The following is a 13709-nucleotide window of genomic DNA, read 5'->3' as shown; positions in this document are numbered from 1 at the left end:
CCTACGCCTCGCGCTTCATGTACGCGACCAGGTTCTCCGGGGTGGGCCCGGGGGTGATGGTGACGAGCTCCCAGCCGTCTTCCCCCCAGGTGTCCAGGATCTGCTTGGTGGCGTGGGTCAGAAGAGGCACGGTGGCGTATTCCCATTTAGTCATGCGGCAATCCTACCCAGCCGTGCGAATTACAGCACCGATTACAGCCCGGCGACCTCGGCGCCGGAGGCGAGGTGCGCCGCCCAGTCGGTCACGTGGGGGTTCTGCCGCAGGACGGCGCGGCGCTGGCGCTCGGTCAGCCCGCCCCACACCCCGAACTCGATGCGGTTGTCCAGCGCGTCGGCACGGCACTCCATCACCACCGGGCAGCCGCGGCAGATCGCCGCCGCCTTGCGCTGCTCCGCACCGCGCACGAACAGTGCGTCCGGGTCGCCCGTGCGGCACGTCGCCAGGGTGACCCACTCGCCGCGATCGATCACCATCTGGCCCACGGAACCCGACTTCCGGGGCCCCAGCGTTGTCGTCATAGCGTCTCCTTTGAGGCTTTAAGGCGATGTGGTTTTCATAACCGAACAAAATAGTGTCTGTAAGTGTATTCACAGCGCCACGGCATTGTCGAATGGGTCACACATATAGGGGGGCTTGACTATTCCCCCGCGCTGGTGGCGTGGTTTAGGGTAAGGGGGTGTCAGCACTCACTTCGCTCTGGAAACTTCTCCTGGCAATCATTACCGCGGGCCTCGCCGTCGCCGTGTGCCTCGCCCCCGTCGCCGGGCTGGGCGGGGTGGCGGTCGCGCGCACGGCACAGACAATGCAGACGAACCTCTCCGACCTCAACGACGGCCACGTCCCCGGCGTGACCACCGTGACTGACGTCGAGGGCACGCCCATTGCCTGGGTGTTTAACCAGCGCCGCTACGAGGTGCCCAGTGAGGCCATCTCTCAGTACGCGAAGGATGCGCTGGTGTCCACGGAGGACCGCCGCTTCTACGAGCACGAGGGCGTGGACATGCAGGGTTTCGCCCGCGCTATGGTGACCAATCTCCTCGCCGGCGGGGTGGAGCAGGGCGCGTCCACCATCGACCAGCAGTATGTGAAGAACTACCTCTGGCTTGTCGACGCCGACTCGCACGAGGAGGCCGCCGCCGCCACCGAGCAGTCCATCCCGCGCAAGCTGCGCGAGATGCGCATGGCCTCCGATCTGGACAAGACCTTAGACAAGGACACGATCCTCACCCGGTACCTGAATCTTGTGTCCTTTGGCAACCACTCCTACGGCATCGAGGCAGCCGCGCGCACCTACTTCGACGTCCCCGCGAGCGAGCTGGGCCCCAAGCAGGCCGCGCTGCTCGTCGGACTGCTGCAGTCCGTGGAGTATTTGAACCCCTACACCAACCCCGAGGGGGCGACGCAGCGGCGCAACACCGTGCTGCAGAACATGGCGGGCTACGGGTCCATCACGCAGGAGGAGGCGGACGCGCTGTCTGCCGAGCCGCTGGATACCCTCCCCCAGCCGAACCTGCTTCCCGACGGCTGCGTGGCCGCCGGGGACGCCGGCTTCATGTGCGACTACGCCTTGAGCTACCTCGCCTCGAAGGGCCTGTCGCAGGGCGAGTTGGAAACGGGCGCGTACACCATCACCACCACGCTCGACCCGGACGTGCAGGCGGCGGCCGTCAACGCCATCCGCACGAGCGTGTCCCCGAACGCCGACGGCGTCGCGGGCGTGCTCAATGTGGTGCGCCCGGGGGAGGATTCCCGGGACATCGCCGCGATGGCGTCGTCACGCTACTACGGCCTCGATCTCGCCCAGAACCAGACGATCATGCCGCAGCCCTCCTCGCTGGTGGGCAACGGAGCGGGGTCGGTGTTCAAGATCTTCGCGGCCGGGGCGGCCCTCGAGCAGGGCATGGGGCTGGAAACCATGCTGGACACCTCGGAGCGCTCCGTGGTCTACGGCATGGGCGCGGGCGGCGCGAAGAACTGCCCGCCGAACGCCTACTGCGTGGAAAACGCCGGGCGGTACGCCGACAAGCTCTCGCTTCGCGACGCTTTGGCGCAGTCCCCCAACACCACCTTCATCGAGCTGGTGCAGAAGGTCGGGGTCAAGCCCACAGTGGACATGGCGGTGCGCCTCGGCCTGCGCTCTTACACCGCCGACGGCACCTACGACGGGCAGCGCTCCATCCAGCAGGCCGTGGTGGACGGCAACATGGGCTCCTTCGTGCTCGGCCCCGTGGCTGTCAACGCCCTCGAGCTCTCCAATGTCGGGGCCACCTTGGCCTCGAACGGGCGCTGGTGCGAGCCCAACCCGATCGCGCGCGTGACCGACAAGCACGGCCAGGAGGTGTTCATCGAGCGCCCGGCGTGCGAACAGGTGGTGGACAAGGAGGTCGCCGGGACACTCGCGCAGGGCATGTCGGAGGACGTCAAGAGCGGCACGGCGAAGCGCGCCGCCTCCGCGGCCGGCTGGACCACCCCGGTGGCCGCCAAGACAGGGACGACGGAGTCGCACCAGTCCTCGGCGTTCTTCGGGTTCAACAACGCCCTGTCGGGCGCCCCCTACATCTTCAACGACGGCACCCAGACCACCCCGTTGTGCACGAGCCCGGTGCGGCAGTGCGCGGAGGGCACCCTGTTCGGCGGCAACGAGGCCGCGGACGCGTGGTTCCGTATGGCCAACGCGGTTCCGGGTGCGCGCGACGCGGGGCTACCTGCGTCCAGCGCCCTCTACGAGCGCGGAACCCGCCAGGCGGCGCTGGACTCCGTGGTCGGGCTGGACACGGACGCGGCGCGCAAGCACCTGGAGGACCAGGGCCTGCGCGTGGTGCTGCAGACCGTCTTCGGCGACGGCGCGCCGCGGGGCACCGTGGTCGCCGCCGAGCCGACGGACCCGAACCTCGCCCCCGGTTCGCTGGTCAAGCTGAGCGTGTCCGACGGCGCCGCGCCGCGGCAGACTCAGACGAGGAACACGCCCGAGGCGCCGCGGGCGCCGGAGGCAGGTCCCCCGCCCGAGCTCGAGGAGCTGCAGCGCCAGATTGATGACGCCCGCAGCCGCCTCAACGAGATTTTCGGCTAGCCGCTCGCTGGCCCGAAGCTAGCTCAGCCGGGCCTTCACTGCGGCGGAGAGGCGCTTGCCGTCGGCGCGTCCGGCGGCCTTTGCCGTCGCCGCCTTCATCACGGCGCCCATCTGGGCCATGGACTCCGCGCCGGTCTCGGCCACGGCGGCGTCGACAAGCTCGGCGAGCTCGGCGTCGTCGAGCTGGCGCGGTTGGTAGCCCTCGAGCACCTCGGCCTCCGCGAGCTCGTTGTCGGCGAGATCGGCGCGCTCGTTGTCGCGGTAGATCTCGGCGGAACCGCGGCGCTTCTTGATCTCGCGGGCGATGATCTTTTGAATCTCCTCGTCCGTGACCTCGTGCTTGGACCCCTCCGTCTCCGCCGCCTGGATCGCTGCCAGCAGCATGCGGATGGTGCCCGTGCGCTGCTTCTCCTTGGCCTTCATGGCCTCTTTCAGATCGGCGCGGATTTTGTCTTTCAGCTCACTCATGGGTCCCCAGGTTACGCGACCTGTAACGTTGGGAGGGATGAAGACTCGACACACTGTTTACCTTGCGGCGGGTGCGGCTGTCGCCGCTGGCTTGTCGACGCTCACCTGGGGCGCCGCCGAATTACACAAGTTCCGGTTGAAGACGTACCGGCTGCCGCTGCTCGCGCCCGGTACCCTGCGCGGCGCGGACGCGTTTTCCATCCTGCACGTCTCCGACCTGCACATGATCCCGGGTCAGCGCGACAAGATCGCGTGGGTGAGCGCGCTCGACGCGCTGAACCCGGACCTGGTGATCAACACGGGCGACAACCTCTCCGACGTGCGGGGCGTACCCTACGTGCTCGAGGCGCTCGGCCCGCTGCTGGATCGGCCCGGCGCGTTCGTCTTCGGCACCAACGACTACTGGGCGCCCCGGCCCGTGAACCCGCTGAAGTATCTCTCCGGCTCCAAGCGGGAGCCCTCCTACGTGGATCTGCCCTGGGAGGGGATGCGGGCCGCGTTCGTCGAGCGCGGCTGGCGCGACGCGACGCACCAGCGGTTGGAGTTCAAAGAGGCCGGCGTCCGTCTCGCCCTAGCGGGCGTGGACGACCCCCACCACGACCTGGACCGCTACGAGGAGATCGCCGGCACCCCGAACGCGGACGCGGATCTATCCATCGGCCTGCTCCACGCGCCGTACCGCCGGGTGCTCTCCGCGTTCGAGGCGGACGGGTACGACCTCGCGCTCGCCGGGCACACCCACGGCGGGCAAATTTGCCTGCCCGGGGAGCGCGCGCTGGTGACCAACGCCGACATCGACCGTGAGCGCGCCTCCGGCATGCACCGCTATGGCGGCATGTGGATGGAGGTGTCCAACGGGCTGGGCACGTCCAAGTACGCCCCCGTGCGCATCTTCTGCCGGCCGTCGGCGGCGCTCATCCGCGTCACCGAGCGCGAGGGCTGACTCGCGCCCCGATCGTGGCAATCGGGGCCTGAGCAGGCGTTTTGGAGCGCCCCCGGCGCTGGAGTAATGTATCCGGGGTACATCACGTACGCCGGGATATGGCGCAGCTTGGTAGCGCGCTTCGTTCGGGACGAAGAGGTCGCAGGTTCAAATCCTGTTATCCCGACCAACCGCATCCGCACTGACAAACACTTTCGTGTTATCGGTGCGGATTCTTTCTACGACGAACTGGCCTGCCGCTCGGCGAGGATCATCATGTCGATCGCCACGGCGATGCCGATGATTGCGCCGCGCAGCCGCTCGTCGGTGTGGGGCTCGAAGCCCAGGGTGCACCTGTGCGGGCACCCGAATTCCTTTAACACCCCGTCCCACTGCCGGCGCAGGGTGGCGGCGGGTTGAGCGCCGAGAGTGAGCCGGGCGGTCAGCTGCGACGTGGAAAACTCGATTCCGCAGGGTGCGCCGTTGATCGTTGAGCCCATTTTGTGGCGGAAGATCGCGTTCCCCGCCTTCGCGGTGGCGATCTCTTCGCCGCCAGGGGTTGTGATGCTGTACCTACTCCCGCTGCGGGTCAGGGTCAGCGAGACGCCGCCGTCGCCGGTAATCGCGAATTTCGCCGGGGTGAAGAGTTTTTTGAAAAACCCCTCGCTCACGCGGGTGACTTCCCCGATGCGCTGGCCGGTGTCGTCGTCAAGGCTGTAGGTCGGGCTGAACCCACGGCCCGCGCGGACGACGACGATGCTTTCGTAGGAAGTCAGCTTCCGTTGCGACTCCTCCGGGCTGGGTTCGGGGTGCTCCTGAAAGCGCGGGTGGTTATCCCACTACGACGTCGGTTTTCGTTGATCCATATGCGCGGCTCCTCTCGCCGCCCACTGTATCGCCGTGCACGCCCTGCGTCGCGGCGTTTCGGGCCACCATCCGCCTGCCCGCCGCGATGACGAGGAACATGTTCACGTACATGACGATCGAGTACACCGCGGAGACCACGCCAACCTCAGGCTTCTGCATCACCGTAAACGCCAGCACCATGGCGAGCGTGGTGTTGCGGATGCTGTAATAAATGTGATCGCAAGCTGGTCTTTCACGTCCAGCCTGCCGAGCCAGCCGACGAGCCCACCGATGAGGATGAGGCAGACGTTGAGCAGGCCAGCGACTGGGGCTCCAGCGATGAGCAGCACCAGCACAATCACGCCGACCATGCCGACGAAACGCTCGATCTTCTCTGCCAGCTGCGGCTGCTTCGCGCGCAGCACCATGCCGATGGCCACCGGGGTGAGGATCACGCCGATGAGCAGCGCGACCGAGCCGCGCGCCAGGTAGGTCGCGAGGTTCGACGTCGCTCCCCCGGGGGCAGCAGCCACAAGCACTACCCCAAGCGCCATGAGCGGGGCTAGTCCAAACGCCCACGCGATGCCGAGGGCCATCAACGGAGGCAACGTGAGCTGTCCGATGAGCCCGACTACCGACGCCCTCGGGCGCCGCGCGTGGAAAGCAAAATCGGCGCTGGTCAGGCTCAGGCCAATGCCGATCATGATGACGAACAGGGCGATCGGCAAGCCGATTTCGATCAATGGGCTCTGGCCAACAGCGCCAACTCCCTAGATGTACAGAACTGCTCTGTAACGTATATCACGCGGAGAGGCGACGCGGGCGGGAATTTACGCTCGGGTTCGGTTCACGCCGATCAGGCCGAGCACCGCGATGGCCGCGCTCAGGCCGATTCCGACCCACAGCGCGGTGGTGGACCCACCGTTGCCCGCCGCCGACAGCGCGGCCGTAAGCCAGTGCATCGGCAGCGCGCTCGACACGGCAGCGGCGACGGAGGACACGGCCCCAGCCGCGGCGGACTTCCACACCCACCCGACAAGTCCGATCTCGGCCACGGTAATCACGGCGGCGGCTCCCAAACCGGCCTTCGTGCCGAAGACCGCCATCAGCATCCAGCTGACACCAGCCGCAGCGAGAGTGGACAGTGCGAGCGCGAGCGCCGCGGTAGCAACGGCGAGCGGGGAGAGGGACACGCCCAGCACCATCACCAGCACGAGCCCAATCAGCGTGAGGAACCCGGTGCCGGCGGCGACGGCCCACCACTTCCGTCCAGGCAGGAAGGCGACAGCGACGGCGAGCGCGAGGCCGCCGATGGTGACCAGCGCGGCGATCAGCATCGCCGCCAGCGGAGCGAGCGCCGACGCCGGCGCGCCCTGCTCCGCCTGGCCTGACGACGCCGCAACGGGCTCCGGGGCCGGAATCGCGCGGCGTACCGTGTCGATGGAGTCCGCCGTCTTCACGGCCATCTCGTCGAGCTTCTCGGAGCCGTCGCGAAGCTGCTTGATGCCGTCCTGCGCTGGGGCGGCGCCGTTGTTGAGTTCGTTGAGACCGCTCGCCAATTGCGCGGCGCCATTGGTCGCCGAGTAGACGCCGTCATGGTAGGCGTAGCCGGGCACTGAGAGCTGGTTGGCCACCTCGCGCGAGCCGTTTTTCAGCTCGGTGAGCCGCGACACCGCGTCCGCCGGCAACTGCGCGGTCCGCGCCTGCTCCCGCAGCCCCTGCAGGGCTTCGCGCGCCTGGATGACCTCCGGGTCCCGAGCATCCTTCATCCGCTCCAGGGCGGAATCGATCGTGGACAGCACTTGGCCGCGGACCGCCTCGAAACCGACAACCTGGTCCACCACGCCGCCGACGCCATCGGCCACGCGGGTAGCGCCCGCGGCGAGCTGGCCCGTCCCCGCCTGCAGCTCCACCATCCCGTTGGAGAGCTGGGCCGCACCCGTGTTCGCGGCAGCGATGCCGTCGACAAGCGCAGTCGAGCCCTCGTCGAGCGTGACCACGCCGTCCTTGAGCTGGCCGGTGCCGCTGGTGAGCATGCTGGCGTTCGCGGCGGCCTCGCCGGCGGCGCGACGGGCGTCGACAAGCCCATCGGGCCCGGGGGTCACCCGCGGCGCGCCCGTCGCCTCATCGCCCGACGACCACGTGCTCACCGGGGACATCGGCAAAAAGGCCCCAGCAATCGCAATGACTAGGGCTACGAGAAGACGCCATTTCATGCAAGGCAATATAACGCCGCGTACAGCGAGAACGGAGGAGGCGCACCGTTGGGTACAGCTAGCGCTCCTCCACCGGCGCATCGCGCCCGCTCATGCGCGCTTCAAACTGCTCCGGGGTAAGAACGCCCAGTTCATCGGCCACAGGTCGGGTCATCTGCGTTCCCCGCAACGCCGCGGACCTCGCGATAAACATCGACCCCAGCGCGGACGTTCCCAGCAGCAACAGAATCGCAACGAGCGCGACGAAAAAGCCCGCCAGCGAAGGATCCTTGAACCACACACCGAGAACGACGAAGGAAATTCCGAACCCGGCCGCGGTGCCCACAGCCGAGACGCGCGCATAGAAATCATAGAAAGTGATCAAACCCATGGCGCAAATCGCGAAGTTGAGTGCCCCGAAGATGACCAACACATCACCAATGACGTCCATGATGTCCATCAGCGATCACCCCGCAGCAGCACGCGAGCGTACGACACCGTAGACAAAAATGCCACGAGCGCCGCAACCAGGACAATGTCGAGGGTGTAGCCGGAGCTGTTGCGGAAACCAATCAAGGCAACCATGCCGATGAGCAAGAACACCATTAAGTCCGCTGCCGTCGCCCGATCCGCCCGTGACGGGCCGACGAGCATCCTGTAGCCGGCTGGCATGGCGCACAACCCGAAAATCACGATCGCAATTTCAACCGCTATCACAACGTGGCCTCCTTGTTCAGCTTGGGGCGAAGCATCAGGCCCTTGAGCATGCGCTCCTCCATTTCGCGAAGGTCCGCGCGCAGTTCATCCATGTCGGTGTAGTACAACGCATGAACATACATCACGCGCACCCCCTTGCTTGTTGTGTCGCCGGCGCCCACTACGAGCGTGCCGGGTGTGATCGTGATCAGCGACGCCAGCAGGGTGTAGAACCCTTCCGTGAAGCTTAAGCACTCAAGCCTCACGATGGAGGGCGTCGCGTCGTTGCCTACGGTGACCACGTCCTTAATCACCGCAACATTCGCCACTGCGAACTCTTTTGCGTACCAGGCCCAGAACCCGAGGATCCTAAACGGCCACGTTAGAAAATCTTTCATCCGTTCATCACCGCATTCACGTAACCGGAAGTGTCCAACAGATTCTGCGCCGCTACTTCAGACCATCCCATGAGGACTTGCGCACCCAGTCCGATCGCCAGCGTCAGCGCCGCGAGAATAACGGCCGGGGCACCCATCCAGAATCCGATACGAGCTCGGCCGTCGTCAGCTGACGCGACCTCAGCCTTTTCTGCCCTCCCCCAGAACATGCCGTCCCAGATTTTGAGCATTGACAGCAGCGTGATCAACGACACCACAACCATGACTACCAGGGCGTAGAACTCGCCCTTTTCGTACGCCGCGAGCATGAGCGAGAACTTCGCCACGAAACCGGAGAACGGCGGGATGCCCGCAAGGGACAACGCGGCCGCGAAAAACGCAACGCCCATCCACGGCTCGCGCCGAGCCATCCCCGCCAGGGCTCCGATCTTGCCGGTCCCGTACGTCACCTCAATGGCGCCGGTAGACATGAACAGAGAGGCCTTCACAAGCATGTGGTGCACCAGGTAGAAGATGCCTGCGACGAGTCCGAGCTCGGTAAATATCGCCAGCCCCAGCAGAATGTAGCCGAGCTGGGACACCATGTGGAAGGTCAAAATGGAGCGGGCGTCTTTCTCCCCCACTGCGCCGAGCACGCCGATCAGCATCGTCAGGGAGAAGAGTGCGACGAGGATCCAGAGGAAGCGTTCATCGCCGTCGAAAAGCACGGCGTAGATGCGGTACAGAATGTACACGGCAACCTTAGTGTGCAAGCCGGAGAACAGCGCTGTCACCGCCGGCGACGTGTACGGGTAGGAGCGTGCGAGCCAGGAGTGAACCGGGACAACCGACGCTTTGGTCAACATGGAGAGCATGACCACGCTGGTCGCAATCGCCACCGCGGGGTCTTGCGCCGCGGCGCCCTGCAACTGCGCGAGGTTGACGGACCCGGCCGTTCCGTAGATCAGCGCCACGCCGGTGAGGAACATGGTTGATGCCAACAGGTTGGCGGTAATGAACAGCCGCACTCCACCAACCATGATGTTGCCGCCACGGCGGTGAATTGTGTAGACGTACAACCCGTAGGAAGGCAAGAGCATCACTTCGAGGAAAACGAAGAAGTTGAAGATATCCGCGGTCAGGATCGCGCCGTTGACACCCGTCATGAGCACCAGCACAAGCGGGGCGAAGTAGCGCTCTCGGGCGTACCCGCTCGCGACCGCGAACCAGGCGCACACGATCGCCAGGATGCCCGTTGTCGTCAGCATGAGCGCGGAAAACATGTCGGCAGCGAACGGGATCGCGATACCGAACGGCCAGCTTCCCGTGCCCTTGGCATACGTGGTGCCGTCTGCGGTGCCGGCGATTAACCCACCCGAGGCCAGTAGGCTCAGCGCCAGCGTGGCAAACATGACGACGTACTGCAGCCACTGCACTCGTGCAGCGATAACCAGCACTCCGGCACAGATGAGGGGAATGGCGACGAAGAGAGCCAGGTAAGTACTCACGAAGTCGTAGGTAAACATCATCGCGTCTTGTCCCCTACCTCGGGTGTCGCACGGGCGTCGGGCGCGAGCTCGTGGTAAAGCTCATCGACATCGTCCGCATCTGGGCGCCGGGGCGATTCGCGGGAGACGTCGTCGTCCGCTCGGGTGGCGTCACCCGGTTTGCCGATCACGGATGACACGAGCATGACGATGGTGATGGAAAAGGAAATGACGATCGCGGTGAGCACAAAGGCCTGGGGCAGCGGGTCGGCAGCACCGGTTGTGTCGTCGTGTGCGCCGAAAGGCTCGCCCCGCCACGACACACCTCCCGCCGACATGATCACCAGGTTGGCGGCGTGGCTGAGCATGACGAAACCGATGGTGATGCGGAACATGTCGGGCCGCATCATGAGGTACACGGCACCCGCCATGAGTATGCCCACTGATAGTGCGAGGATCATGCGTTTGTCCTTTCGTCCTCTGCGGCGGGGTGAGCGCCGGCGGGTATCGGCAGTTGTTCTCCATCGACGATGAGCCCGACGTCACCCTGGCCGGCCTCGGGAACCCCGTCATCTGGTTCCCCTGGGTCATCTGCGGGAATGCCAGCGAGATTGATCGCTGCAAGGATGACACCGAGGACGGCGAGGTAGACACCGAGATCGAAGATGAGCGCGGTGGTCAGGTGGATGCCGAAGACGTAGGCGTGTAGCGGGGTCAGGTAGGACCCCTCGAAGTAGCCGAGCAGACCGGTGGCGGCGCCGATGGTAATGCCAGCGCCGATGAGGGTCATGTACGGCCACCGCACTTTGGCGGCCTGGTCAGTGGGCGCCATGAGGTAGAGCAGCGCGAACCCGCCTGCCCCGACGAGTGCGGCAACGAATCCACCACCCGATGAGTTGTGACCGCGGAAGAACAGCACCACAGAGATGATCGCGATAAGCGGCAGGATCACACGCGCTGCCGCGCGCAGGAAGACCACGTTGTTCTCCGGGTCCGAAACTGGCGATAGCTTGTTCAGCCGTGCGTTGCCCCGCGGCTGAAGCGGGCGGGAGCGCAACATGACCGCCACGGTGATGCCGGCGACGCCGAGCACGGTGAGCTCACCGAGGGTGTCGAAGGCACGGAACTCCACCAGGATGACATTGACGATGTTGTCGCCACCGGTGGCGATTGGCCCTTCGCGCAGAAACCATTCCGCTGCCTCCGATTTTTCGCGCCGCCCTGTCAGCGCCAGAACACCGAGGGTGGAGAAGACTCCTACAGCGATGGCGAGCACACCAGAGGACAGGATGTTGGAGCGCTTCTCGCGGGGGAAACGGTCGGGCAACCGGTTCAGGATCATCACGATGACCACGGCGGTGAGGATTTCGACCATGAGCTGCGTCGTTGCGACATCGGCGGCACCGAGTTGGTAAAACCACAGCGTCACGCCGAAACCGACAGTGCCCACGACGATTGCCACGGTGACGCGCGAACGTGCCTTCATCGCCGAGGCGGTGCCGATGGTGACAAGGAACAACAACATCCAATCCACCGGGTCGTAGCGGTCGCCGACCACCTCCGGGACGCCGCCGAGCGTAAACAGTCCCACGACACCAATGACGACGAGTCCCAACAGTGGGGCCGCGAGGTGGCGACGCTGGGATGTGGTTCCGGTGGCCGCGGTGAAACGCTCGCCGAGCGCGATTGTGCCAGTACGGAAGGATTCGACTACTTCGACTCCGGTGATCGGCGCGCGGAAGTCGTCGAGGAAAGCGCTGACGGCCCTACGTCGCCACGCAAGCACCGCCCCGCACGCGATGACCAGCGCCGAGAGCGCGAGGGGCAGGTTGAAGCCGTGCCACAGCGCAAGGTGCGGGTCTTCGTAGTCGCCGGTGGTTGCGAGCCCAGCGCCGGCAACCGCGTCATTGAGCATCTGCGGGTAGAGGCCAATCGCGACCGTCGCGGTCGCCAGGATCGCGGGCACCGCAATGTAGCTTGGCGACGCCTCCCTCACCGTTGTGGTCGTGCCCGACAGCTTCTTCCGGCGATCGCCCAGCACCCCGAGCACGTAGCGGTAAGAGTAAGCGAAGGTGAAAATCGAGGTGACCACGATCCCACCTGTAATCAGCGTCACCAGAGCCTCCTCGTGCGGAACGGAGAGCCCCGCGGTAAGAAGCATTTCTTTGGATACGAAGCCTGCCAGCGGGGGGATGCCCGCCATTGAGGCGGCGGAGATGACCACGATTGCCTGGGTGACGGGCATGCGCACGCGAATGTTGCGCAGCTCGTGGAAGTTGCGCGTTCCCGTTTCGTGCTCAACGATGCCGATCGACATAAACAGCGCTGCCTTGAACACGGCGTGGGCGATGGTGTGAACGATGGCCGCGGTGAGTGCTTGCTGCGTGCCAATGCCGACGACCGTGACAAGGAGGCCGAGCTGCGACATGGTTGAGTACGCCAGAAGCGCTTTGAGGTCTGTTTGTTTCACGGCCGTGACCGCGCCGAACAACGACGTAATGAGGCCCGCCGTGACCAGCGCGATGTGCCATGCATCCACGCCCGCGAACATGGGTGAGTAGCGCAGGATCAAGTAGATTCCGGCTTTGACCATCGCCGCAGCGTGGAGGTACGCGGAGACTGGGGCGATAGCGACCATGGAGTCGGGCAGCCAGGCCTGGAAGGGAAATTGCGCTGATTTGGTAAACGCCGCACCGGCTACCAAGAGCGCCACGAGTGTGGTCAACCCGGGCCGCTGGGCCCACGTCTCATGGGCGAGCACGACGGAAAGCTGAGTGCTTCCAGTGGTGACGCACATGATCACCGTGGCGGTGAGCAGTAAAAGCCCGCCTCCTACTGTGACCAGCAGCGTGCGGATCGCGGGCGCGTAGCCCTTTTCTCCCCCGTTTGCGATGAGGAAGAAGGAACAGAGCGTGGTCATCTCCCACGCGATGTAGAACACAACGAGGTTGTCGGTGATAACGAGTGTACTCATCGCCGCGGCGAAGCCGCACATGAGAAGGTAGAAAGATGGCTTGCTTTGATGCAGGTACCGGGTTGAGTAGGCGAGCACGCCTGCGCCGATAAGCAGCACCAGCATGAGAAAGACTATCGAGAGTCCGTCGATGCGCAGTGCGAAATCCACGCCCAGGGACGGGATCCATGGAATTTGCTCTGTATGTACGTCGCCTGTGCTCGGTGAGACGTAGGCAGAGGCTCCCAGAACGGCCGCTCCGATGAGGGGCAAAGCCAGCAGCCAACCTGCGTCCCGTCCAAGGAGGCGCCCCACAAAGGGCGCGAGGACGACGGTTGCGCCGAGTACTGCGAGGAGAAGAAGTAACATAGGTCCCTCGTTTGACGCCGAGGTTGAGAGCAGCCGCAGCTTACGGGTAGGCCACGTCTACACCACCGCGCCTATCGGTAGTTGGATAGGAATAGACACACTAAACACTACTCTTGCCGTGGCCGGGTCCGGAAAGATGCGGACCCCACGACGTGGTGTACCCGTTCGTCCCAGGCGCAGCCAGCCACCCGGAGGTGGCATTGCTCTGGCGTGTGGGAGAAATCACGCAACCATCGTAGCAGGACGCAAAAGCAAAAACCCGCATGCCTGTCCGTGTGAACTGCTCCCCATTAGTTGGACTGAGAAATCAGTTACCGACTAGTGG

General features: G+C 65.1%; 15 protein-coding genes and 1 tRNA gene. 3 read left to right on the top strand and 13 right to left on the bottom strand.

All coding sequences use genetic code 11. The annotated features are described in order from the left end of the window. Nucleotide 1: 1 nt before the first annotated feature. Entirely contained in the window at nt 2-154 is a 153-nt protein-coding gene (locus tag BLS40_RS08680; RefSeq protein WP_092151319.1) for a DUF4177 domain-containing protein, read from the bottom strand. Between the two features lie 38 nt (nt 155-192). After that, a complete protein-coding gene (locus BLS40_RS08675; protein ID WP_172808019.1) occupies nt 193-519 on the bottom strand; it encodes a WhiB family transcriptional regulator in 327 nt (108 codons plus the stop codon). Nucleotides 520-677: 158 nt separating this feature from the next. Here BLS40_RS08675 and BLS40_RS08670 point away from each other — a divergent pair, with 158 nt between their 5' ends. Then, nucleotides 678-3071 (top strand): transglycosylase domain-containing protein, encoded by a 2394-nt coding sequence (locus tag BLS40_RS08670; RefSeq protein ID WP_092151317.1) that lies wholly within the window; start codon nt 678-680, stop codon nt 3069-3071. Nucleotides 3072-3089: 18 nt separating this feature from the next. Here BLS40_RS08670 and BLS40_RS08665 read toward each other — a convergent pair whose 3' ends face one another. Further along, nucleotides 3090-3539, bottom strand: coding sequence for a GatB/YqeY domain-containing protein (locus tag BLS40_RS08665; protein WP_092151315.1), 450 nt, complete (start codon nt 3537-3539; stop codon nt 3090-3092). 37 nt (nt 3540-3576) lie between these two features. Here BLS40_RS08665 and BLS40_RS08660 point away from each other — a divergent pair, with 37 nt between their 5' ends. Together BLS40_RS08660 and BLS40_RS08655 are read left to right on the top strand one after the other, a co-directional pair. After that, entirely contained in the window at nt 3577-4482 is a 906-nt protein-coding gene (locus BLS40_RS08660; protein WP_092151313.1) for a metallophosphoesterase, read from the top strand. 92 nt (nt 4483-4574) lie between these two features. Continuing rightward, nucleotides 4575-4651 (top strand) — tRNA-Pro (locus tag BLS40_RS08655). Nucleotides 4652-4700: 49 nt separating this feature from the next. On the opposite strand, the gene BLS40_RS08650 is transcribed toward BLS40_RS08655, so the two are convergent. From BLS40_RS08650 to BLS40_RS08610, 10 genes are all read right to left on the bottom strand, one after another. Beyond that, complete coding sequence (locus BLS40_RS08650) at nt 4701-5132, bottom strand: hypothetical protein (protein ID WP_092151311.1); 432 nt, start codon at nt 5130-5132, stop codon at nt 4701-4703. Between the two features lie 160 nt (nt 5133-5292). Beyond that, the gene (locus BLS40_RS11250) at nt 5293-5487 is read right to left on the bottom strand and encodes a hypothetical protein (protein ID WP_231908434.1); all 195 of its coding nucleotides are present in this window, start codon (nt 5485-5487) and stop codon (nt 5293-5295) included. Continuing rightward, on the bottom strand, nt 5487-6050 hold the full coding sequence (locus BLS40_RS08645; RefSeq protein WP_231908433.1) for a bile acid:sodium symporter family protein: 564 nt from the start codon (nt 6048-6050) through the stop codon (nt 5487-5489). The genes BLS40_RS11250 and BLS40_RS08645 overlap by 1 nt, the downstream gene beginning before the upstream one ends. 87 nt (nt 6051-6137) lie before the next feature. After that, a complete protein-coding gene (locus BLS40_RS08640) occupies nt 6138-7523 on the bottom strand; it encodes a hypothetical protein (protein ID WP_092151309.1) in 1386 nt (461 codons plus the stop codon). Between the two features lie 58 nt (nt 7524-7581). Beyond that, the gene (locus tag BLS40_RS08635) at nt 7582-7962 is read right to left on the bottom strand and encodes a cation:proton antiporter (RefSeq protein ID WP_092151307.1); all 381 of its coding nucleotides are present in this window, start codon (nt 7960-7962) and stop codon (nt 7582-7584) included. Beyond that, the gene (locus BLS40_RS08630) at nt 7962-8219 is read right to left on the bottom strand and encodes a monovalent cation/H+ antiporter complex subunit F (protein ID WP_092151305.1); all 258 of its coding nucleotides are present in this window, start codon (nt 8217-8219) and stop codon (nt 7962-7964) included. Before BLS40_RS08630 ends, BLS40_RS08635 begins: the two co-directional genes overlap by 1 nt. Continuing rightward, entirely contained in the window at nt 8216-8596 is a 381-nt protein-coding gene (locus BLS40_RS08625; protein ID WP_092151303.1) for a Na+/H+ antiporter subunit E, read from the bottom strand. The genes BLS40_RS08630 and BLS40_RS08625 overlap by 4 nt, the downstream gene beginning before the upstream one ends. Then, nucleotides 8593-10104, bottom strand: coding sequence for a monovalent cation/H+ antiporter subunit D family protein (locus BLS40_RS08620; RefSeq protein ID WP_092151301.1), 1512 nt, complete (start codon nt 10102-10104; stop codon nt 8593-8595). The genes BLS40_RS08625 and BLS40_RS08620 overlap by 4 nt, the downstream gene beginning before the upstream one ends. Continuing rightward, entirely contained in the window at nt 10101-10523 is a 423-nt protein-coding gene (locus tag BLS40_RS08615) for a sodium:proton antiporter (protein ID WP_092151299.1), read from the bottom strand. Before BLS40_RS08615 ends, BLS40_RS08620 begins: the two co-directional genes overlap by 4 nt. Next, nucleotides 10520-13384: a DUF4040 family protein gene (locus BLS40_RS08610; protein ID WP_092151297.1), complete on the bottom strand. Its 2865-nt coding sequence runs from the start codon at nt 13382-13384 to the stop codon at nt 10520-10522. Before BLS40_RS08610 ends, BLS40_RS08615 begins: the two co-directional genes overlap by 4 nt. Nucleotides 13385-13709 lie beyond the last annotated feature (325 nt).

This window comes from Corynebacterium mycetoides (genome assembly GCF_900103625.1).
GTDB classification, from domain to species: domain Bacteria; phylum Actinomycetota; class Actinomycetes; order Mycobacteriales; family Mycobacteriaceae; genus Corynebacterium; species Corynebacterium mycetoides.
The sequence above is the reverse complement of the archived record's forward strand: the minus strand, read 5'-3'. Positions and strand labels throughout refer to the sequence as shown.

Bases quoted from the DNA above. Each gene is read 5' to 3' on its own strand.
- BLS40_RS08680 (WP_092151319.1), bottom strand. From the start codon at position 154: ATGACTAAATGGGAATACGCCACCGTGCCTCTTCTGACCCACGCCACC.
- BLS40_RS08615 (WP_092151299.1), bottom strand. From the start codon at position 10,523: ATGATCCTCGCACTATCAGTGGGCATACTCATGGCGGGTGCCGTGTAC.
- BLS40_RS08675 (WP_172808019.1), bottom strand. From the start codon at position 519: ATGACGACAACGCTGGGGCCCCGGAAGTCGGGTTCCGTGGGCCAGATG.
- BLS40_RS08635 (WP_092151307.1), bottom strand. From the start codon at position 7,962: ATGGACATCATGGACGTCATTGGTGATGTGTTGGTCATCTTCGGGGCA.
- BLS40_RS08660 (WP_092151313.1), top strand. From the start codon at position 3,577: ATGAAGACTCGACACACTGTTTACCTTGCGGCGGGTGCGGCTGTCGCC.
- BLS40_RS08640 (WP_092151309.1), bottom strand. From the start codon at position 7,523: ATGAAATGGCGTCTTCTCGTAGCCCTAGTCATTGCGATTGCTGGGGCC.
- BLS40_RS08610 (WP_092151297.1), bottom strand. From the start codon at position 13,384: ATGTTACTTCTTCTCCTCGCAGTACTCGGCGCAACCGTCGTCCTCGCG.
- BLS40_RS08620 (WP_092151301.1), bottom strand. From the start codon at position 10,104: ATGATGTTTACCTACGACTTCGTGAGTACTTACCTGGCTCTCTTCGTC.
- BLS40_RS11250 (WP_231908434.1), bottom strand. From the start codon at position 5,487: ATGCAGAAGCCTGAGGTTGGCGTGGTCTCCGCGGTGTACTCGATCGTC.
- BLS40_RS08665 (WP_092151315.1), bottom strand. From the start codon at position 3,539: ATGAGTGAGCTGAAAGACAAAATCCGCGCCGATCTGAAAGAGGCCATG.
- BLS40_RS08625 (WP_092151303.1), bottom strand. From the start codon at position 8,596: ATGAAAGATTTTCTAACGTGGCCGTTTAGGATCCTCGGGTTCTGGGCC.